Raw genomic sequence first — 18,641 nt, forward strand, 5'->3', positions numbered from 1 at the left:
AATCATAATTCTTGACATATAGGGTAGGGGGGTATACTATTGATTTTAGGGGGGTGAAGCGAACTGGAGGAGCAAAAACCTAAACAATGCCCGGGCTGTCAAAGCGCAGGTAATAACAAGCACAGGCACTGGCGTGACGAAAAAACGGTGCACGATTTGTCAAGACGCCTTAACCGCATTGAAGGCCAGGTGCGTGGTATTAAAAGGATGATCGAAGAGGGAGTATATTGTGACGATGTCTTGAATCAAATTGCTTCGGCCCAGTCCGCGCTGACCGGGGTGGCCAAGCTGTTGTTGGAAAAACACATTAGAACTTGCATTAAGGATCAATTAATTGCCGGTGATGAAGAAGTTGTTGCCGAATTGACCAAAACAATTGCCAGGCTGATCAATAAAAATTAATGGAGGTTTGAAAAGTATGAATAAAACAGTATTAAAGGTGGAAGGCATGAGCTGCAATCACTGCAAAATGGCGGTGGAAAAGGCGGCGCGGGAAATAACAGGCGTGGAAGAAGCCCTGGTGAATCTGGAACAAAAGGAATTGGTGGTGACAGGCAACGTCTCCCGTGAACAACTGGTTGAAGCAGTGATAAAGGCCGGGTATGAGGTAAAGAATTGATTATAATCGAGCAAATTTAGTGTTAAACCGGAAAGAGGTATCCATAGCATGGCTGAAAATAACAATGCCTGTTCCCAGGGATGCGTGGGGAACGGGCGGGAGCTCTCCAGGATTGGGTTCACGGTCAAAGGGATGAGTTGCGCTGCGTGCTCCGCCAGGTTGGAGAGGGGGCTGTCCGGGATGGAAGGGGTGAGTGCCGCCCGGGTTAACCTGGCCACTGAAAAGGCCACGGTTGATTATGACCCCGCTCTGGTCAAACCGGAACAAATGATTGAAAAAGTAAGACAGTTCGGTTTTGACGTGCTGCAGGAAAAGCTGGACCTGGCCATTGGCGGGATGAGTTGCGCGGCCTGCGCCGCCAGGGTTGAAAAGGGATTGAAATCCCTTCCGGGGGTGGCGGACGCCACTGTCAACCTGGCCACCGAAAAAGCCACCGTTACCTATTATCCCGGCCAGGTAAATGCTGCAGCCCTGGTCAATGCTGTGGAAAAGCTGGGTTACCAAGCACGCAAAATCGATGATCACTATACCGACCGTGAAAAGGATGAGCGGGATAGGGAAATAAAAAGGCAGCGGTTCCTGTTTATCTTCGCGGCAGTGTTCTCAGCCCCGCTATTTGCCGGTATGCTGGGTATGCTGGCTCCCCTGGAAGGCTTTTTCCCTCATATTTTGCACAATGCCCTGTTCCAGTTTTTCTTTGCCACCCCGGTACAGTTGGTGGCCGGTTACCACTTTTACCGCGATGCTTATACAGCCTTGAGGAACCGCAGCGCCAATATGTCGGTTCTGGTGGCCATGGGCACCAGCGTCGCTTATATTTACAGCACGGTGGTGACCTTTTGGGGGCATCGATTGGGATTGCAGCATGTTTATTTTGAGAGCAGTGCCGTGCTGTTGACCCTGATCCTGCTGGGTAAGATGTTGGAGGCCAGGGCCAAGGGCAAAACCTCCGAAGCCTTGAAAAAGCTGGCCGGTCTGCAGGCGAAAACTGCCCGGGTGATCCGGGGCGGCATCGAGGTTGATGTTCCGGTGGAAGAGGTGCTGGTGGGCGACCTGGTGGTAGTTCGCCCCGGCGAAAAGGTGCCGGTAGACGGAGTAATCAGGGAAGGGCATTCTACGGTGGATGAATCCATGCTCACCGGGGAAAGCCTGCCGGTGGATAAAAAGGAAGGCGATCTTGTCACCGGCGCCACTTTGAACAAGCTGGGCACCTTTCGTTTTGAAGCCCTGCGGGTGGGCCGGGACACAGCTCTGGCGCAGATTATTCGTTTTGTGGAAGAAGCCCAGAGCTCCAAGGCGCCCATTCAGCGGATGGCGGACGTTATTTCCGGGTACTTTGTGCCCGTGGTCACCGGCATTGCGGTGCTTACTTTCCTGGGCTGGTATTTTATAGGCGATCCCGGCAACGTGACCAGGGCGGTCTTAAACCTCACCGCCGTTTTGGTTATCGCCTGCCCCTGTGCCCTGGGTCTGGCCACCCCCACTTCCATTATGGTGGGGACAGGCAAAGGAGCGGAATACGGTATCCTGATCAAAGGCGGGGAACACCTGGAGCGGGCCCACCGGGTCAATGCCGTGGTTCTGGATAAAACAGGCACCATCACCCACGGGGAACCGGTTCTTACCGACTTGATCCCGGCCCCGGAGTTTGACGGCAGGGATGACTATTTGCTGCAGGTGGCCGGTGCGGCGGAGCAGGGTTCCGAGCACCCCGTTGCCCAGGCGGTGGTTAAAAAAGCAAGCGCCGGGCAGTTAGATGTGGGAACGGTCACTTCCTTCACGGCGATTCCGGGCCGGGGCATCGCCGCTGAAGTAGGTGGGACGAGCGTCCTTTTGGGTACCCGCAGGCTGTTGCAGGAGAAGGGTATTGAGTTGCCCCAAGTTTTCGAAACCGAAATCCAAAGACTGGAGAACGAGGGTAAAACAGTCATGCTGATGGCTCTGGACGGGCTGCCGGCGGCTGTTTTGGCAGTGGCCGACAGCATCAAGGAAACTTCCGTGGAGGCAGTGGCTTTAATGCGCAAAATGGGCTTAGAGGTATGGATGCTCACCGGTGATAACCTGCTGACCGCCCGGGCCATCGCCCGGGCGGCGGGAATAAGTGAGGATCACGTGCTGGCCCAGGTGCTGCCCGAGGATAAGGCCAAAAAAGTTTCCGAATTGCGGGCCAGGGGAATGGTGGTGGGAATGGTGGGCGACGGAATTAACGACGCTCCCGCCCTGGTCGAGGCCGATGTGGGTTTTGCCATCGGCAGCGGAACAGACATTGCCGTTGAGGCCGCTGATATCGTGCTGGTCCGGGGCGACCTGCGCAGCGTGGTGGACAGCATAGCCCTTAGCCGTGTCACCATCCGGAACATCAAGCAAAACCTGTTCTGGGCCTTAATTTACAACATCATCGGCATTCCCGTTGCCGCCCTGGGGTTTTTAAGCCCCGTGGTGGCCGGCACAGCCATGGCTTTCAGTTCCGTGTCGGTGGTTTCCAACGCCCTGCGCATCAAGCGATTCAGACCCCAGCGGTAGATTTTTTCCATTGCATACAGCCCGTCGTGGAACGTTGGGTAATGTCTCTGACTCTCTTAGCTACTGGACTTGGATTTCAAAGAAAGTTTATAATTAGCGAAAAGGAATTTAAAAGGTGGCATTGTTATGTCAGTGATTTTATCGGATAGGGTTTACACCGTTTGGGATTACATGCAGTTGGATGATGGGAACCGGTACGAGTTAATTGGGGGGAAATTGGTTATGGTACCACGGCCAAGGCCGAAACACCAAAGGGTTAGCGGGAAAATATTTTACCAAATTGAGGATTTCCTTAAAAAAAATTTTTTAGGCGTAGTTATACAAGAAGTTGATGTTATTTTAGGATCTGATGTAGTTGCCCCGGACTTGCTTTTCATTGCCAAAGACCGGTTGGATTTAGTGGGCGAGTTAAACATCCAGGGTGCCCCGGACCTGGTGATAGAAATTTTGTCCCCCTCTTCGGCAAGCATAGACCGCAGGAAAAAAAGGAAACTATATTTGGCTAGCGGTGTAAAAGAATACTGGATGGTAGACCCGGATCAGGAGTTGGTGGAAGTGCTTGTAGCAGAGGAAAAAGAATGGCGATGGGCTGGTATATTTGATCGGGAGGATATTTTAACCACGGCACTTTTGCCGGGCCTGGAAATAAGACTGAGTGAAGTATTTAAAGGTTTTAATGTTCGGTAAGGGGAGGTAGCGAAATTGGCCCTTTGTCTCTCCTTGAAGAAATTTACTATTCAATAAATTTATGATAAACAAGGGGAATAGGGCGAGGAATTGTAACTTAACTCTTAATAATAACAATTTGTCTATGTGTTGACAACTATAAATTTAGCATATATTATTTAGTAAAAGGATATTGTTGATAGGATAGTTGAAATCACTAGTATAACTGGGGATGGTAACGGGTGGCCTTGTGCCCCGGTTTTTTCTCGAAACCTCTGAAACTGCGGCTGACAGTTTTAGAGGTTTACTTGCTTACCGGTAACACGATTCAATTTTTTACTAATATAAGTAAAAAGCATGGGAAATTAGCGGCAAATATCCCCTTAGCCAGCATCGGCTTAATATGGTACTTTCACGGGGGTACAATTATGCATGAAACCATTGAGCAGGATGGGCGGCCGGTCCAGGCCAGAGCTTCAGAAAAATTAACAAACTATCTTTGCAAAATGAAAGGCGGCAAGTGTACAGACCTGCCTAAAATATCCTGGTCCGGTTTGTTTTGTTCGGTTTTGGGTAGTTTTACCGGGCTTGGTTTATTAACTATATTATCGGATATGTATAAATTACCGCTATTATTGCCCTCATTTGGAGCCTCAGCCGCGCTATTATATGGTGCCTGCCATTTGCCCATGGCCCAGCCTAGAAATGTTATGGGCGGCCATTTGATATCTGCGTTTATAGGGGTACTGGCATATCAAATGTTTGGCAGTTCCTGGTGGGCTATTACTCTGGGGGTTACCATGGCTATTGTGGCTATGACGGTGACATATACGCTGCACCCACCCGGGGGAGCCACCGCTTTTCTGGCTGTTTATACCGGCCAGGACTTTGGATTTATCATATCCCCCGTCGGAGTTGGTGCCGTGTGTTTGGTTTGCATAGCTTTGCTGGTTAATAATTTATCCAGTGAGCGAAAATACCCAAAATACTGGTACTAAAATGTTATAGATCTATATATTATAGAGTTATATAAAGGGTACTATTTTTTACGAAAATTTTTTCTGACCGGCCAACGAACTAGAGGCGGGTCTTTTTTAGTCCTTGATTGGTCTTAATGTGATACATATCACACCGGCCTTGTGGGTTCCGTAACAGCAACCACCCCTGGATTTAGTTATTATCAACAAAATAACATTTCCAGGGGTGGTAAAGCTTATGCAGGGTACCATTAAACAGGACAGCTACCCGGTTCAAATCAAAGCCGGGGAAAAGCTGCTGAATTACCTTTGTAAAATGAGAGGCGGTAAATGCCCGAACCTGCCTAAAATGTCCCGGTCCGGTTTGCTTTGTTCAGCACTGGGTAGTTTTGCAGGGATCGGTTTGGTGGCCATATTATCGGATATTTATAAATTGCCCCTTTTGTTGCCCTCATTTGGAGCTTCGGCAGTGCTATTATACGCCGCCTGCCACGTGCCCATGGCCCAGCCCAGAAATGTTGTCGGCGGTCATTTGATATCCGCTTTTACGGGTGTGCTGGTGTATCAAATGTTTGGCGATGCCTGGTGGGCCATTGCCCTTGGGGTAACCCTGGCTATTGTGGCCATGACGGCAACATATACGTTACACCCACCCGGAGGGGCTACCGCCTTTTTGGCCGTCTATACCGGCCAGGACTTTGGATTCATTATATCCCCGGTGGGGGTTGGTGCCCTTTGTTTGGTTTTCATAGCCCTGCTGGTCAATAACTTGTCCAGTGAACGTAAATACCCTGATTACTGGTACTAACCAAGCATAACATATTAAATATAGTCAAGTTCCTGTATACTGCCTTTAATTTGTAATACATAATATCAACAAGCATACCAATAGGATGAAAATCAATTGTGAAGGGGATTTGCTTTATGGAAATAATCAAAATGGGTGAACTGCCCACATTTACAAACCCAAAGGGTATAACCGTAAGAAAGCTGTTGGATAAAGACGGGCTGGTGTTGATGAATTTGCTTTTTAAACCTGGCGAGGTATTAGAAAAGCACACCACCCCCCAAAATGTGGTCTTTTATGTGGTAAAGGGCGCGGGGACGGTTATGATTGGCGATGAAGAATCTCAGGTGCAAGAAGATGAGCTTGTTTATAGCCCCAAGGGTATCCCACATGGGTTAAAAGCCGCCGGGGACCAGGAATTCCACGTGCTGGTCTGGAAATTACCCACTGCCTGAATTTTGCCATCCAAGCACCCTCTACCTCTAAAAAAGGCTACGCAACCCTGGTTGTACCAGCAACCAGGGTTGCGTAGCCTTTTCTTGCCTTACTCATTAAGAAAATTTTTTAAAAATATCCATAAACTCACTTAACGATTTCTTGATATCCCTGCCTTGGTCCAGGTCATTTTTAATATGGTCGGCCAGGTGGCAGCCCAGCATGGTAATACCCACCCGGTTGATGGCGGCCTTGATGGCCGCCAGTTGAATGACGATATCACCGCAACTGCGGTAATCCTGTACCATCTTTTGCACACCCCGCACCTGCCCCTCGATCTTTTTCAGCCTGCTGAGCACTTCTTTTATAGTGGTCGGGTCTCTTTCCAAAAGTGCGTTGGGATCCGGCCCGTTTACCAATATATCATTTATGCCCGATTGTCCGGCGGCAATTTCCTGGTTGAAATGTTCTTGATCATTATGGTTGTTGTGGCCGGTGCCGTTTTTTTTATGTGCATGGTTTTGTTTGGCTCGCATAAGTATCTCTCCGTTTTATAAGGTATTAAAGTACTGGTGCTATGCGTTTTTTACAAAAATCAAAGCTATACCAATACCCCGTAGGGTATATGTCTAATTATACCCAATATTTTCATCACATTCAAGCTTGGAGTTAATAATATTAATCTTGACGAATTCAGGGAAGTATAGTATTTTAATAATATACCCTTGGGGGTATGGGTATGGGAGTATTGGTGGGTTGCCATATGAATTTAGCAGGCTATGCCCCGGCATTGCGGCTTTTGTGAGCAACCCCCGGTTTGATACCCTGATGTGGTATAAAACATATCTCAGTTCATGATAATTAATTAAGGAGGCAATGCCAATGACGCCTGAAGAACTGAAAAACATGCAAGTCGACAAAGTGGTTGATGCCAGAGGTACTTCCTGTCCCGGACCGATTCTGGCGGCTAAAAAGTCCATCGTGGAAGTACAAGTGGGCCAGGTTATGGAAGTACTGGCTTCGGACGCGGGAACCAAAAAAGACCTGCCGGCCTGGTGCAAAAAAACAGGGCATGAATTTCTAGGCATGTTCGAGGATGCCGGCGATATCAAGCTATACATTAAAAGGACGAAGTAAATATGGCCGGGACAACTAAAGAAGGCAAGGGTTTTGTACCGAAAATCCTTGCCTTTTCCACAAACAACATCTCCGATCCGGGCATTGATCTGGCGGGTAGCTCTCATATGCATTACCCTCCCAGCGTAATGGTGGTTAGTATGCCCTGCACCAGTGGTATCAAACCCGGTTGGATATTGCATGCGGTGGAAAAAGGTTTTGACGGTATTTTCATTGCTGCTGACGGTGAAGAATGTGCTTATCTGCCTGACTGCTCGGAAAGGGCTTCAAACATCGTTAAGAATGCCCAGGCGTTACTCCAACAAAACGGTTATGAACCCGAAAGAATTAAAATGTCGGCTATTTGTTCGGTATGCGCCGAGCCCTTTACCAATCAAATTAAAGCATTTTATCAGATTATTCAAAAAATGGGACCAGCCAGGAAGGGATAGAGCTATGAATTATGATATTGTGGTTATCGGTAGTGGTATTGGAGGCATGGAATCGGCACTGAAGCTGGGCGACATGGGTTATAAGGTGCTGGTGGTGGAAAAGGAACCCAGTGTGGGCGGTAAAATGATTTTACTCAGCAAGGTCTTTCCCACGCTGGACTGTGCCAGCTGTATTTCCACTCCCAAAATGGCGGCTACTACCCATCACCCAAACATCGATGTATTGGTATATTCAGAAGTTGAGCAAGTAAGGCGAGATAAATCAGGCCGTTTTAAGATACGGGTGCGCCAAAAGCCTACCTATGTAAACCAGACCCTCTGTACGGGCTGCCGCCAGTGTGAGATGAACTGCAACGTCGCGGTGCCCGACCAGTATAATTTTGACCTGGTGGCCCGGCGGGCGGCTTACATAGCTTTCCCCCAGGCCGTGCCCAAAAAGGCGGTTATTGAGCGAGCCGGCAGCTCGCCGTGTTCCTATACATGCCCGGCGGGTATTAAGGCTCACGGCTATGTGGCCCTGACCCGGGCCGGCAAGTATCGAGAGGCCTTTGAACTGATTCTGAAAACCACTCCGGTGGTCGGCAGCCTGGGCCGGGCTTGCTACGCGCCCTGTGAAACGCAGTGCACCCGGAGCGGTATCGAAGGGCCTTTGCCCATCAGGAAAATTAAACGATTTATCGCAGATACTTACTATAAAGAACATCCTGTTGGCCAAAAAATCAGCTCCGAAGCTTCCGGCGTTCCGGAAAGTAACGGTAAGAAAGTGGCCATTGTGGGTTCAGGCCCGGCGGGACTTACGGCGGCAATGCACCTGGCCAGGCAGGGGTACCGGGTTAAGATACTGGAAGCGGCGCCCCGGCCCGGGGGCATGCTGCGGTTGGCCATACCGGCCTACCGGCTGCCCAAAGATGTACTGGATCGGGATATTCAAAACGTTACTGCGCTGGGCGTGGAGATTGAAACCGGGGTCCGGGTGCAGGACCTTGCTGACTTGAAAAACCAGGGTTTTGATGCCATATTCCTGGCCACCGGTACTCCCGGGAGTAGAAAGCTGCAGCTGGAGGGGGAAGATTTGCCCGGCGTGATGACTGCGCTGGATTTTCTGCGGCAAGTTAACCTGGGCGGAGCTGATCCCGCTGCCGCCATGGCGGGAGAAAACAAGCCGGGCGAAAATAACCCAGCCGAAAATAACCCGGCCGGTGCCGTATCCCTTAACGGGAAAACCGTTGTGGTGGTGGGTGGCGGTAACGTAGCCATCGATTCGGCCCGGGTGGCCGTGCGGCTGGGGGCTAAAAGGGTTATTGTGCAGTACCGGCGCAGCCGGGCTGAAATGCCCGCCCATGATTGGGAAATTGAGGCCGCCGAAAAGGAAGGTGTTCAGTTTCAGTACCTCAGTGCCCCGCAAAAGTTTACCGGTTCCAATGGCCGCCTGTCCGAAATTGAGTGCATCCAAATGGAACTTGGCCGGCCCGGTGCCGGTGGCCGTAAAAAACCGGTGCCGGTAAAGGGCTCCGAACACCGGCTGCCTGCGGATTTAGTGATTACCGCCGTAGGGCTGGTACCGGATACCCGGTGCTGGTCGGATAGCCTTAAATTACAACCCGACGGTACCATTATTGTTAACCCGGAAACGCTGCAAACATCAACGCCTTACATATTTGCAGGCGGGGATGTGGTCACCGGGCCTTCCATGATTGTGGATGCGGTGGGCCAGGGCAGGCGGGCCGCCTTTTTCATCGACCGTTTTTTAAGTGGCCGGAAGATGTCAGGGGCGGATTATGATTACCGCTTGCCTGCCGTAGATAAACAGCAGGTACTTGACCGGCAGCAGAGTTACCGTGTGCTGGCTCCGGTGGCCGGACGGGATACGACTTCTATGCAGCCTGTGCGGGTCAGTTGCTTTGCCGAAGTTGAGCAGTCCCTCACCGAAGAGGAAGCGCGCTACAGCGCAGGCCGCTGCCTGGATTGCGGCGTGTGCTCCGAGTGTCAGCAATGTATTTCGGTGTGCCCGGCGGGGGCTATTAATATGACCATGCAGGAAAAGCATGTGGAGGTGGAGGCGAAGTCAGTTATTGTTTCCACCGGCTTTAAACTATTTGATGCCGCCCTCAAGCCTCAGTACGGCTACGGGCAGTATAAAAACGTGATCAGCGGCATGCAAATGGATAGGCTGCTGGCACCTACCCGGCCATATAACACCGTGCTAAGGCCCCATGACGGTAAAGTGCCCGACAACATTGCCTATGTGCTGTGCACCGGTTCCCGGGATTGCACGGTGGATAACCCGCTGTGCTCCAGAGTGTGCTGTATGTACTCGGTGAAGCAAAACCAGCTGATTATGGGGGCGCTGCCCCTGGCGGATGTGACGGTTTACTATATCGACGTACGGGCCTTCAGCAAGGGATATGAGGAATTTTACCAGCAGGCCGGCGCCATGGGAGCCAATTTTGTCAAAGGCCGGGTGGCCCGTATCGAAGAAAAAGACGATGGTAATCTGGTGCTTTTCTACGAAGATATCGACAATGGCGGTCAATTGCGCCAGGCGGAGCATGATTTAGTGGTGCTGTCGGTGGGATTGCTGCCCAATACCGAGGCCTTGCAGCTATTTGCGGGGGAACAGCTTGAAAACGACGAATTCTTCTACGTTAAAGAGGTTGATGAGGACATCAACCCGGGCCAGACCAGTATCCCTGGAGTATTTGTGGCCGGGACTGCATCCGGTGCCAGGGATATCCCCGATTCCATACTGCATGCCGGTGCGGCGGCGGCCCAAGCCGCAGCTTACGTGGAAAGGACAAGGATGAGCAAATGAGCGATCGTAGAATAGGCGTTTACATTTGTCATTGCGGCGGAAATATATCCGATTACGTGGACGTGGAAAAAGTGCGCCGGGCTGTGCAAGACGAGCCGGGTGTAGTGGTGGCCAAGACCGCCATGTTTACCTGTTCCGATGCCACCCAGCAGGAGATGGTACAGGATATTGAGGAGCAGCAGCTGGACGGATTGGTGGTGGCGTCCTGTTCCCCCAAGCTGCATTTGTTTACCTTCCGGGAAGTGGCCAAAAGAGCGGGTTTAAATCCTTACCAGTATACCCAGGTGAATGTGCGGGAGCAGTGTTCATGGACTCATACCGATGATTACGCCGGGGCCACGGCCAAAGCAATTCGCCTGGTGCGGGGCGGCATTGCCCGGACGAGGTTAACCGAACCCCTGCAGCCCATTAAAATCGACACTGTACCCAGGGTGCTGGTGGTGGGCGCGGGTATAGCCGGCATGCGGGCAGCTGTGGGCCTTGCGGATTTGGGGCTGGCAGTGCTGTTGATTGAGCGGGAACCTGTGGTTGGTGGCAGGGTGGCCGCCTGGGGTGCCATGTACCCCCATGGTAAAAACGGCCGTCAACTAATTGCCCGGTTGAATGAAGAAATAAAACAAAGGGAAAACATAACTCTGTTCACCTGTGCCGAATTGGTGGAGAAATCAGGCAGCATTGGCAACTTTAATATAAAAATTCGAGTAGGTGGCAACAGCGGTCAAGGTCAAGAAATTATAACCGCCCGGGTGGGTTCGATCATCGTGGCTACGGGCTTCGATAATTACCAGCCTGTGGCGGGTGAGTACGGCTATGGTATTGACGGGGTGCTTACCCTGGCGGAGTATAAGGAATTGCTGGACAGTACTGAAGGCAAGTTGTTCCGCCACGGGCGGGAAATTAAAGACGTGGTATATGTTTACTGCGTGGGCAGCCGGCAGCAGTCCGGAGAAAACCCCAACCGTTATTGCTCCCGCTATTGCTGTAACGCCGCCGTGCACGCCTCCATCGAAGCCGTCGATAAAAATCCCGGCCTGCACCAGTATCACCTGTTCAGGGATATGCGTACTTACGGCAAGTATGAGTTGCTCTACAACCAGGCACGGGAAAAGGGGGCCGTGTTCCTGCGGTTTGACCACCAGGAGCCTCCGGTAGTGGAAAAGATGGCGGATGGTAAGCTAATGGTTAAAGTGAGAGATTTGCTGACCTATAGTGAACAAATTGATATTGCTGCCGATGTGGTGGTGCTGGTAACGGGTATGGTACCCCGCGACAACGGCAGTCTGGTGGATGTCCTCAAACTGCCCCTAGGACAGGACAAATTTTTCAATGAAATACACCCCAAACTGCGTCCGGTGGAAACAGTGGTGGACGGCGTGTTTATTTGCGGTGCCTGCCAGGGACCCAAGAATTCCTCGGAAAGCGTGGCCTCAGCCCTGTCGGCGGTGACCCAGAGTGCCTCCATATTAAAGAAGGGCTTTGTGGAATTGGAACCCTTGATTGCTCAAGTGGATCCGGAGGTTTGCCGGTGGTGTGGAGAGTGTACCAGTGCCTGCCCCTACGGAGCCATCGAGCAGGTGCAGTACCAGGGCCGGGCCGTGGCACGGGTAAACGAAGCGGTTTGTAAAGGTTGTGGCGGCTGCGCCCCGCTGTGCCCCGCCGGGGCCATAGATCTCAAGGGGTATACGGACGAACAAATGAAATCCATGATCGATGCCTTTCTAAAGGAGATTGTTTAATATGCAGGGTACAGTGAGAGATTTACGGGAAGTTATCCGGGAAGAGATGTTCATGCGGGATAAAATACTGAAAGTACTGAGGGACGGTCCCAAAACAGTGCCGGAAATTGCTAAAACCCTGGGCTATCCCTCCGGTGAGGTAATGTACTGGGTGATGGGCATGCGCAAATACGGGCATGTGGCGGAAACAGAGGAAGAAGACGGCTTTTATAAATACAAAGCGGTAACGGGGGAGGGAAATTAAATGGCCCGGGTTAATCCCGAATTTGCCGGTGCGGTTAAAGAGTCCAAGGCTTTTAACGCCTCGGCCTGCATGAACTGCGGGGTGTGCAGCGCTGTATGTCACATGGGTATAGAATTACTGCCCAGAAAACTGTTTCGGTATGTTTTACTGGGCATTGAAGAAAAGGTGCTGGCCAATGTGGAAACCATTTACTCTTGCCTGTTATGTAAAATGTGCGAAGTAAACTGTCCAGCGTCGGTGCATATTGCCGAGAATGTACGGTTTTTAAGACATTATATTAATAAAAAAGTTTATCAACTTTAAGGAGAGTAAAGCCATGCCGTTGCCAACTGGTGATACCATTGGAATATTAGCGGATAATTTAACCTTAAGGCAATCCGTACTGCCCATACCCGCCAAAAGCGCCACCAGGTGGGCCGCGGGCCTGGAACTGCCCCGGGGAAGCAAAACCGTGCTCTACACGGGGTTAATGTACCAGATGATCCCCTACATTGCCGCCATGAACAAGGCCCAGGAGGATATCGAAGATTCCTTTTTAGTTAACTTTATTGGTTTGGGCCGGCGGATTAACAAGTTAATTAATGTTTCCAGCATCATGGCCAGGCCTTCTAAAACCATGCAGCAGGCCTATAACCAGATACTGGTTAATATTGCCCGGTTGCTTCAACAGGCGGGGGTTCAATTTGGCTACCTATATGAAGAGGAATTATATTCCGGGGCGCTTATATATGACCTGGGTATGGATCATGTATTAAAGGAACACGCCCAAAGGGTATATGCAACTTTTAAAAAATACGGGGTAAAAAAAATAATCACCGTGGATCCCCATACCACCAATATGCTGCGGTCGGTTTACCCCACCTTGATTAACGGATATGACTTGACGGTGCAAAGCTACATGGAAGTGCTGGTGGAACGTAATATAAGGCCCCGAAGCGATCTGAATACGGCAGTGGTCATGCACGATTCCTGCGTATACGCCCGCTATGAAAATGTTTTAAATGAACAGCGTACTTTGCTGGCCAGGGCGGGAGTCACCGTTAAGGAGCCGGCCAATGCGGGCAAATTTACCATGTGCTGTGGTGGCCCGGCGGAGTCGTTATTTCCCAAAAAAGCCAGGGACCAGGCGCAAAAAAGGGTGGAGCAAATTAAAAAAGTGGCTTTAAACGCTGTAACCATGTGCCCCATTTGCTATGTAAACCTGCAAAAAGCGGCCGGGGGAGCGGTGCAATTGGAGGATATCTCAAGTTACCTGGTACGTGCCTATTGTTAGTACTGCGAAAACGAAAGGGGGGATGGCTTTGAGTACCACTAAAAAAACTATCATTGTCTTCAGCGGCGATTTAGATAAAGTCATGGCAGCTTTTATTATCGCCAACGGGGCTGCGGCCATGGGCGACGATGTGACCATGTTCTTTACCTTCTGGGGGCTTAACGCATTACGCAAGCCTGAAAAAATAAAGGTGAAGAAAAGCTTTTTACAGGGGATGTTCGGTAAAATGATGCCCCGGGGGGCGGATAAACTGGGTATCTCTAAAATGAATTTCGGCGGCATGGGGGCGGCGATGATGAAAATCGTTATGAAGCAGCACAACGTCACTACCCTGCCCCAGTTGATCCAAACTGCCAAAGAGCAGGATATTAAAATGATTGCCTGTGCCATGTCCATGGATGTAATGGGCATCAAGGAAGAAGAGCTTATTGACGGGCTGGAGTTTGCCGGTGTGGCTACCTACCTGGCCGAGGCCGACGAGTCTAACGTAAATTTGTTTATCTAATGGCACTGCCCGGGCGGCGGTGGTACAATAAGTAATACGTATAATCAGCCGCTTATCAGGTTTGAATGGGAAAAGGAGCAGTGCATAATGGAGATAACTAAAAATAAACTGGCCGGTATGATTGACCACACTTTGCTTAAACCTGCGGCAACCCGTGAAGACATTATTGCATTATGTGCCCAGGCCCGGGAATACAATTTTGCTGCCGTTTGCATCAACCCCTTTTGGGTGCCCCTGGCTTGTGAACAACTGGTGGGCTCGGGTGTGGCGGTGTGCACTGTGATTGGCTTTCCTCTGGGGGCTACTTCCACCGCCGCCAAAGCTGCTGAAGCGGGCCGGGCTGTGCGGGACGGTGCCGGGGAAGTGGATGTGGTGATTAATATCGGTGCTCTCAAAGAGCGCTGTGAAGATATTGTATTGGGGGATATCCGGGCAGTGGTGGAAGCCGCCCGGGGGCAGAACCCCGATGCCATCACCAAGGTAATTATAGAGACCTGTTATCTGAACCGGGAGGAAAAAATACTGGCCTGCCGGCTGGCCGCCCGGGCCGGGGCGCAGTTTGTCAAAACCAGCACCGGCTTTGGTACGGGAGGCGCCACGGAGGAAGATGTGGCACTGCTACGGGCCACCGTGGGGCCGGATATGGGTGTCAAAGCTTCCGGGGGGATAAAGACAGCCGGGCAGGTTCTGGCCATGCTCAAAGCGGGGGCCAGCCGAATCGGGGCCAGTGCCGGAGTGGATATAATGAAGGAATGGAAGGAATCCGCCTGCTGTTTCACGAAATGATTCTCAAAAAGTGTCTTAAAGGATGTGTATAAAATTGTTGCAGGCGGCACTGTTTGACCTGGATGGAACTCTACTAAAAGTAAATACCAGTGATTTTATGAAGGAGTATTTTAAAAAGATAGCCCTGGCCGCGGCACCGGTGGTTGAGCCGGGCCGGTTCACCCGGGCTCTTTTAGACAGCACCAATGTTATGATGACCAATCGCGATCCGGCATTGACCAATGCCGAGGTATTCTGGAGTGACTTTCGCGCACGTTTAGCCGACTGCCATGAGGCTTTGGAACCACGGATGGACGATTTTTACGCCAGTGAGTTCAAGGGGTTGGCCCGGATGGCCGTTGCCTCCCCCCTGGGCCGGCAGGTGGTGCAGGCAGCGCTGGACCGGGGGTTGCAAATAGCCCTGGCCACCAACCCGTTGTTTCCCCGCACCGCCATTTATGAACGGATGGTTTGGGCCGGGGTGGCTGATTTAGCCTGGGAACTGGTGACCACTTATGAGGAAATGCATTCCTGCAAACCACACCCTGAATATTACCAGGAGATTGCCCGGCGTCTGGGGCTGTCTCCGGAGGATTGCCTGATGGTGGGCAACGATGTGGAAAAGGACATTGCGGCTGCGGCGGCGGCCGGTATGCGCACCTATCTGGTTACCGATTACATGGTTAACCCCGGCCAGGAAGATTACCGGAAAGTGGCCGACTGGTACGGCACCCTGGATGAACTGGCCGGATGGCTGGCCGGTGCCGATTGGGAGCAGGTCAGCCTGGACGGCCAGGCCCTGGCCAGGGTGCGCCGGTATTTAAAAGAATTTGATGCCGGTCTTGCGCCGCTGGTGTTAAACAAAGCCACCGGCACTGTGGAGGAAGCGGCCCGGGCTCTGGGGGTGGAACCCGGTATGATTGCCAAAACATTATTATTCCGGGCCGGTGACGGTTACGGGCTTTTTGTGGTGGCGGGGGATGTACGGGTTAGCACGAAAAAAGTTAAAGAACTGCTGGGCGCCAAGCCCAGTATGGCCACACCGGAGGAAGTGGAGAAAATCACGGGTTACCGAATAGGCGGGGTGTGCCCCTTTGCCCTGGCCACAGAAGTGCCGGTTTACCTGGATTCATCCATGCAGCGGTTCGACGTGATTTACCCTGCGGCAGGTACCGCCCACTCCGCGCTGCCCATTAACTTCGAAAAACTGAAGGCCATTACACGGGGCACGGTGGTGGAGTGCTGATCAGGGTTTAATTAAAAAAAGCAGATAAACAATGGCTGCTTTAATCAAGCAAGCGCCATTGTTTTGTTATTTTATCTCGCTCGTAACGTTACAAAAAATAAACCGGTTCCAATACAAGCATCACCATTGCGAGGGTCTTTAGAATTAATTTAAATTAATAGGAGGAACTTATCATACGGAGGGTTTTAATTGCGCCGCTAATTGCCGTAATTATGCTTGCTGTGACTGCTGCCATGGCCATGGCCGACAGTAAGGAGCAAATAGAAATTCATGCTGGCTTTTGATTGTTGCCAGATCCAACCCGCCGTCATTGTCAAAGTCCGCTGCGGTAATGTTACGGGGAGCAAACCCCACCGGGTAATTCACCGCCGGCTGGAAGCACACACTGGTATAGACCACGCCCACCCAAAGATGATATAACTACTGTAACATTTTCCTGGGTTTGGACACCAATAATCAGGAGCGTTTTTTGATATGGCCATGTCAACTATAGAAAAACTTTATCAGCGTTATAGAGTATCGATTTTTCGATACTTATACCGTATGGGCGGAGATTATCACCTGGCGGATGAATTAACCCAGGAAACCTTTTGCCGGGCATTGGTATCCCTAAAAAACTTTCGTGGTGAATCTGCCCTGTCTACCTGGCTTTTCCGCGTGGCCTATTATGTCTACACCGGGTACCTGCGGAGCCGTCCCGGGGATCGTTATTTGCCACTAAGCCGTGATATTCCTGACGTAAACAGGGCAGGCGACCCGGTCCGGTATTTGGAAGACGCGGAAAACTGGCGACTTGTACGGCTGGCCCTTGAGCAGCTGCCTTTGGACTACCGAACGGTGATTATTCTAAGGGAGCAGGAGGGATTTTCCTTTGAGGAAATAGGGGACATACTGGGCAAATCCCCGGCAACGGCGCGGGTAACCCTTTTCCGGGCCAGGCAAAAATTTCACCAGCTGTATAAACAACTAGAAGGTGATGAGCATGACCAAGTATGAATGCGAGATAATTAGAGACCTTTTACCACTGTACGCAGACGGTGTGGCAAGCAGGGCCTCTTTGGAAATGGTGGAACACCACCTGGCGGAATGCGCCTCCTGCCGGCACTTGCTCAACCAGTGCCGGCAACCTGTTTTGGTCACTCATGGCGAAGTTAAAACCTCTTCAGTGTCTGGCATGGATCAAGCCTGGGGACGGTTGCGCCGGGTGGCGACGGTTTTTATGGCCTGTATCATCATAACCGCTTCCACCATTGCCTGGGCCTCATACCAGGCGGGGCGCAACATGGCCTTGCGGGACCCGTCATTCCAACAGGCTGAGCAGATGGATCTCTTTACCGAGGTAAACCAGTCCAAAAAGTTGGGTCCCTATACAGTTACAGTGGATAAAATTTTGCTTGATTCCGCGCGGACCACAGTTTTTTACAGTATCGCCCCGCAGCTGGAGGAAAATAGCAGTATCCATGTCAACATGGCCGATGATAAAGGTGTACATTACGACCCGCGGGGCGGCAGAGGTATACAGGGTAAATATTTTGTATACGATCTGGAACCGGTTAATCTTGATGCCCAGGAATTAACCCTGTCTTTTAGTACCGGTGAAATACCGGGGGAGACGCGGTTTGAAATACCGGTCGACCCCACCCTGGTGGCCCAAAACACCAGGGAGTTTTACCCCAATTTGAAAAAAAACATAGAACCGGTGCAACTGGCTCTGGACCGGGCAGTGCTGGGTCTTTCCGAAAGCATTATCTTTTTCCGGGTGCGCTGGCCCCAGGACCCATCCATAGCCGGTGTGGGCATCGGGCAGGAACACCCCATGTATACAGTTATGGGACCCAACGGACCCACCAGGGTGGAAAGCCGGGGGAGCAGTACCCCGCCGGCACCGGTGATTAAAGAATACGGTGCCTTCTTACCCGGACACTGGGCGGATCTAATCGACGAAACCAACGGTAAAAGAATCAAACTCAATGAAACCCGCACCCAAACCGATACGGTAACGGGTGGTATTACTGGTACGTTTCACTTTGAACCCGTGGACCCGTCAGCCAGGGAATTAAAGTTGACCTCGCCGCCGCTGTACCTGTACCGTTTCCCGGGCAAAGAACAGAAAGTAGAAATAAACTGTCCCCGCCAGGGGGAGCAGGCATTAAACGGAGTCTTTAGCTATGAGAACCTTACTTACAGCTTGGAGAAGGCGGCTATAGAGGATAAGCAGTTGGTTTTTTACTTTGGTTTTCAGGGGACCGGGGATAAACCGCCTCATTATTACCGCCCTGAATTTCGTATTAAAGATCAAGATCTGGAGTTTTGGCACAGGCATATCCGTATGGAATGGCTGGAACAAAATCAATTAAAGATATCTTTCCCCATGCCCGAGAGCAACCGGGTTACTCTACAGTTGAGAAGTGTAGGGGAGAGAATGCCCAAGGTGGATTTTGAAATTGATGCCGCACGTTAACCGAATTTTAGATGGGAAGGTGGG

The 18,641-nt window shown here is 51.2% G+C and carries 21 protein-coding genes; 19 read left to right on the forward strand and 2 right to left on the reverse strand.

The features are described from left to right. Positions 1–156: 156 nt before the first annotated feature. The 7 genes from LX24_RS13365 to LX24_RS13395 all read left to right on the forward strand — a co-directional run bounded on the left by LX24_RS13365 (position 157) and on the right by LX24_RS13395 (position 6,027). The gene (locus LX24_RS13365; RefSeq protein ID WP_423244344.1) at positions 157–402 is read left to right on the forward strand and encodes a metal-sensitive transcriptional regulator; all 246 of its coding nucleotides are present in this window, start codon (positions 157–159) and stop codon (positions 400–402) included. Positions 403–418: 16 nt separating this feature from the next. Further along, a complete protein-coding gene (locus tag LX24_RS13370) occupies positions 419–619 on the forward strand; it encodes a CopZ family metallochaperone (protein ID WP_166512646.1) in 201 nt (66 codons plus the stop codon). Positions 620–667: 48 nt separating this feature from the next. Beyond that, positions 668–3,142: a heavy metal translocating P-type ATPase gene (locus LX24_RS13375; protein ID WP_166512647.1), complete on the forward strand. Its 2,475-nt coding sequence runs from the start codon at positions 668–670 to the stop codon at positions 3,140–3,142. Positions 3,143–3,268: 126 nt separating this feature from the next. Next, on the forward strand, positions 3,269–3,829 hold the full coding sequence (locus LX24_RS13380; protein WP_166512648.1) for a Uma2 family endonuclease: 561 nt from the start codon (positions 3,269–3,271) through the stop codon (positions 3,827–3,829). Positions 3,830–4,236: 407 nt separating this feature from the next. Then, on the forward strand, positions 4,237–4,806 hold the full coding sequence (locus LX24_RS13385; RefSeq protein WP_166512649.1) for an HPP family protein: 570 nt from the start codon (positions 4,237–4,239) through the stop codon (positions 4,804–4,806). A 217-nt stretch (positions 4,807–5,023) separates the two neighbouring features. Then, the gene (locus LX24_RS13390; protein ID WP_166512650.1) at positions 5,024–5,593 is read left to right on the forward strand and encodes an HPP family protein; all 570 of its coding nucleotides are present in this window, start codon (positions 5,024–5,026) and stop codon (positions 5,591–5,593) included. Positions 5,594–5,709: 116 nt separating this feature from the next. Continuing rightward, positions 5,710–6,027 carry a cupin domain-containing protein gene (locus LX24_RS13395; protein WP_166512651.1) on the forward strand — a complete coding sequence of 106 codons (318 nt, stop codon included), beginning with the start codon at positions 5,710–5,712 and terminating at the stop codon, positions 6,025–6,027. A gap of 96 nt (positions 6,028–6,123) precedes the next feature. Here the strand turns inward: LX24_RS13395 and LX24_RS13400 are convergent, their stop codons facing one another. After that, positions 6,124–6,543: a metal-sensitive transcriptional regulator gene (locus LX24_RS13400; protein ID WP_166512652.1), complete on the reverse strand. Its 420-nt coding sequence runs from the start codon at positions 6,541–6,543 to the stop codon at positions 6,124–6,126. 346 nt (positions 6,544–6,889) lie between these two features. On the opposite strand from LX24_RS13400, the gene LX24_RS13405 reads away from it, so the two are divergent. The 10 genes from LX24_RS13405 (at position 6,890) to LX24_RS13450 (ending at position 16,156) form a co-directional block, all read left to right on the forward strand. Continuing rightward, a complete protein-coding gene (locus tag LX24_RS13405) occupies positions 6,890–7,144 on the forward strand; it encodes a sulfurtransferase TusA family protein (protein ID WP_166512653.1) in 255 nt (84 codons plus the stop codon). A gap of 2 nt (positions 7,145–7,146) precedes the next feature. After that, positions 7,147–7,575, forward strand: a complete 429-nt coding sequence (locus LX24_RS13410; RefSeq protein ID WP_166512654.1) for a hydrogenase iron-sulfur subunit — start codon at positions 7,147–7,149, stop codon at positions 7,573–7,575. A 4-nt stretch (positions 7,576–7,579) separates the two neighbouring features. Then, a complete protein-coding gene (locus LX24_RS15210; protein ID WP_166512655.1) occupies positions 7,580–10,387 on the forward strand; it encodes an FAD-dependent oxidoreductase in 2,808 nt (935 codons plus the stop codon). Next, on the forward strand, positions 10,384–12,123 hold the full coding sequence (locus LX24_RS13420) for a CoB--CoM heterodisulfide reductase iron-sulfur subunit A family protein (protein ID WP_166512656.1): 1,740 nt from the start codon (positions 10,384–10,386) through the stop codon (positions 12,121–12,123). The genes LX24_RS15210 and LX24_RS13420 overlap by 4 nt, the downstream gene beginning before the upstream one ends. A 1-nt stretch (position 12,124) precedes the next feature. Next, positions 12,125–12,367: a MarR family transcriptional regulator gene (locus tag LX24_RS13425; protein ID WP_166512657.1), complete on the forward strand. Its 243-nt coding sequence runs from the start codon at positions 12,125–12,127 to the stop codon at positions 12,365–12,367. Then, positions 12,368–12,670 carry a 4Fe-4S dicluster domain-containing protein gene (locus tag LX24_RS13430; RefSeq protein ID WP_166512658.1) on the forward strand — a complete coding sequence of 101 codons (303 nt, stop codon included), beginning with the start codon at positions 12,368–12,370 and terminating at the stop codon, positions 12,668–12,670. It abuts the gene before it with no gap. A gap of 13 nt (positions 12,671–12,683) precedes the next feature. Continuing rightward, entirely contained in the window at positions 12,684–13,640 is a 957-nt protein-coding gene (locus LX24_RS13435; RefSeq protein WP_166512659.1) for a (Fe-S)-binding protein, read from the forward strand. A gap of 22 nt (positions 13,641–13,662) precedes the next feature. After that, entirely contained in the window at positions 13,663–14,145 is a 483-nt protein-coding gene (locus tag LX24_RS13440) for a DsrE/DsrF/DrsH-like family protein (RefSeq protein ID WP_166512660.1), read from the forward strand. Positions 14,146–14,232: 87 nt separating this feature from the next. Further along, entirely contained in the window at positions 14,233–14,931 is a 699-nt protein-coding gene (gene deoC, locus LX24_RS13445) for a deoxyribose-phosphate aldolase (protein WP_166512661.1), read from the forward strand. A gap of 34 nt (positions 14,932–14,965) precedes the next feature. Continuing rightward, positions 14,966–16,156: an HAD-IA family hydrolase gene (locus tag LX24_RS13450; protein WP_166512662.1), complete on the forward strand. Its 1,191-nt coding sequence runs from the start codon at positions 14,966–14,968 to the stop codon at positions 16,154–16,156. Between the two features lie 210 nt (positions 16,157–16,366). On the opposite strand, the gene LX24_RS13455 is transcribed toward LX24_RS13450, so the two are convergent. Further along, positions 16,367–16,555, reverse strand: coding sequence for an FG-GAP repeat domain-containing protein (locus tag LX24_RS13455; protein WP_166512663.1), 189 nt, complete (start codon positions 16,553–16,555; stop codon positions 16,367–16,369). Between the two features lie 75 nt (positions 16,556–16,630). Here LX24_RS13455 and LX24_RS13460 point away from each other — a divergent pair, with 75 nt between their 5' ends. After that, the gene (locus LX24_RS13460; protein WP_166512664.1) at positions 16,631–17,152 is read left to right on the forward strand and encodes an RNA polymerase sigma factor; all 522 of its coding nucleotides are present in this window, start codon (positions 16,631–16,633) and stop codon (positions 17,150–17,152) included. Further along, positions 17,139–18,617, forward strand: coding sequence for a zf-HC2 domain-containing protein (locus tag LX24_RS13465; protein WP_166512665.1), 1,479 nt, complete (start codon positions 17,139–17,141; stop codon positions 18,615–18,617). The genes LX24_RS13460 and LX24_RS13465 overlap by 14 nt, the downstream gene beginning before the upstream one ends. The last annotated feature ends 24 nt before the right edge of the window (positions 18,618–18,641 follow it).

It is taken from the genome of Desulfallas thermosapovorans DSM 6562 (genome assembly GCF_008124625.1).
Classification (GTDB): domain Bacteria; phylum Bacillota; class Desulfotomaculia; order Desulfotomaculales; family Desulfallaceae; genus Sporotomaculum; species Sporotomaculum thermosapovorans.

Bases quoted from the DNA above. Each gene is read 5' to 3' on its own strand.
- LX24_RS13375 (WP_166512647.1), top strand. From the start codon at position 668: ATGGCTGAAAATAACAATGCCTGTTCCCAGGGATGCGTGGGGAACGGG.
- LX24_RS13395 (WP_166512651.1), top strand. From the start codon at position 5,710: ATGGAAATAATCAAAATGGGTGAACTGCCCACATTTACAAACCCAAAG.
- LX24_RS13390 (WP_166512650.1), top strand. From the start codon at position 5,024: ATGCAGGGTACCATTAAACAGGACAGCTACCCGGTTCAAATCAAAGCC.
- LX24_RS13460 (WP_166512664.1), top strand. From the start codon at position 16,631: ATGGCCATGTCAACTATAGAAAAACTTTATCAGCGTTATAGAGTATCG.
- LX24_RS13370 (WP_166512646.1), top strand. From the start codon at position 419: ATGAATAAAACAGTATTAAAGGTGGAAGGCATGAGCTGCAATCACTGC.
- LX24_RS13380 (WP_166512648.1), top strand. From the start codon at position 3,269: ATGTCAGTGATTTTATCGGATAGGGTTTACACCGTTTGGGATTACATG.
- LX24_RS13410 (WP_166512654.1), top strand. From the start codon at position 7,147: ATGGCCGGGACAACTAAAGAAGGCAAGGGTTTTGTACCGAAAATCCTT.
- LX24_RS13435 (WP_166512659.1), top strand. From the start codon at position 12,684: ATGCCGTTGCCAACTGGTGATACCATTGGAATATTAGCGGATAATTTA.
- LX24_RS13440 (WP_166512660.1), top strand. From the start codon at position 13,663: ATGGCTTTGAGTACCACTAAAAAAACTATCATTGTCTTCAGCGGCGAT.
- deoC (WP_166512661.1), top strand. From the start codon at position 14,233: ATGGAGATAACTAAAAATAAACTGGCCGGTATGATTGACCACACTTTG.
- LX24_RS13420 (WP_166512656.1), top strand. From the start codon at position 10,384: ATGAGCGATCGTAGAATAGGCGTTTACATTTGTCATTGCGGCGGAAAT.
- LX24_RS13400 (WP_166512652.1), bottom strand. From the start codon at position 6,543: ATGCGAGCCAAACAAAACCATGCACATAAAAAAAACGGCACCGGCCAC.
- LX24_RS13425 (WP_166512657.1), top strand. From the start codon at position 12,125: ATGCAGGGTACAGTGAGAGATTTACGGGAAGTTATCCGGGAAGAGATG.
- LX24_RS13465 (WP_166512665.1), top strand. From the start codon at position 17,139: ATGACCAAGTATGAATGCGAGATAATTAGAGACCTTTTACCACTGTAC.
- LX24_RS15210 (WP_166512655.1), top strand. From the start codon at position 7,580: ATGAATTATGATATTGTGGTTATCGGTAGTGGTATTGGAGGCATGGAA.
- LX24_RS13385 (WP_166512649.1), top strand. From the start codon at position 4,237: ATGCATGAAACCATTGAGCAGGATGGGCGGCCGGTCCAGGCCAGAGCT.
- LX24_RS13405 (WP_166512653.1), top strand. From the start codon at position 6,890: ATGACGCCTGAAGAACTGAAAAACATGCAAGTCGACAAAGTGGTTGAT.
- LX24_RS13430 (WP_166512658.1), top strand. From the start codon at position 12,368: ATGGCCCGGGTTAATCCCGAATTTGCCGGTGCGGTTAAAGAGTCCAAG.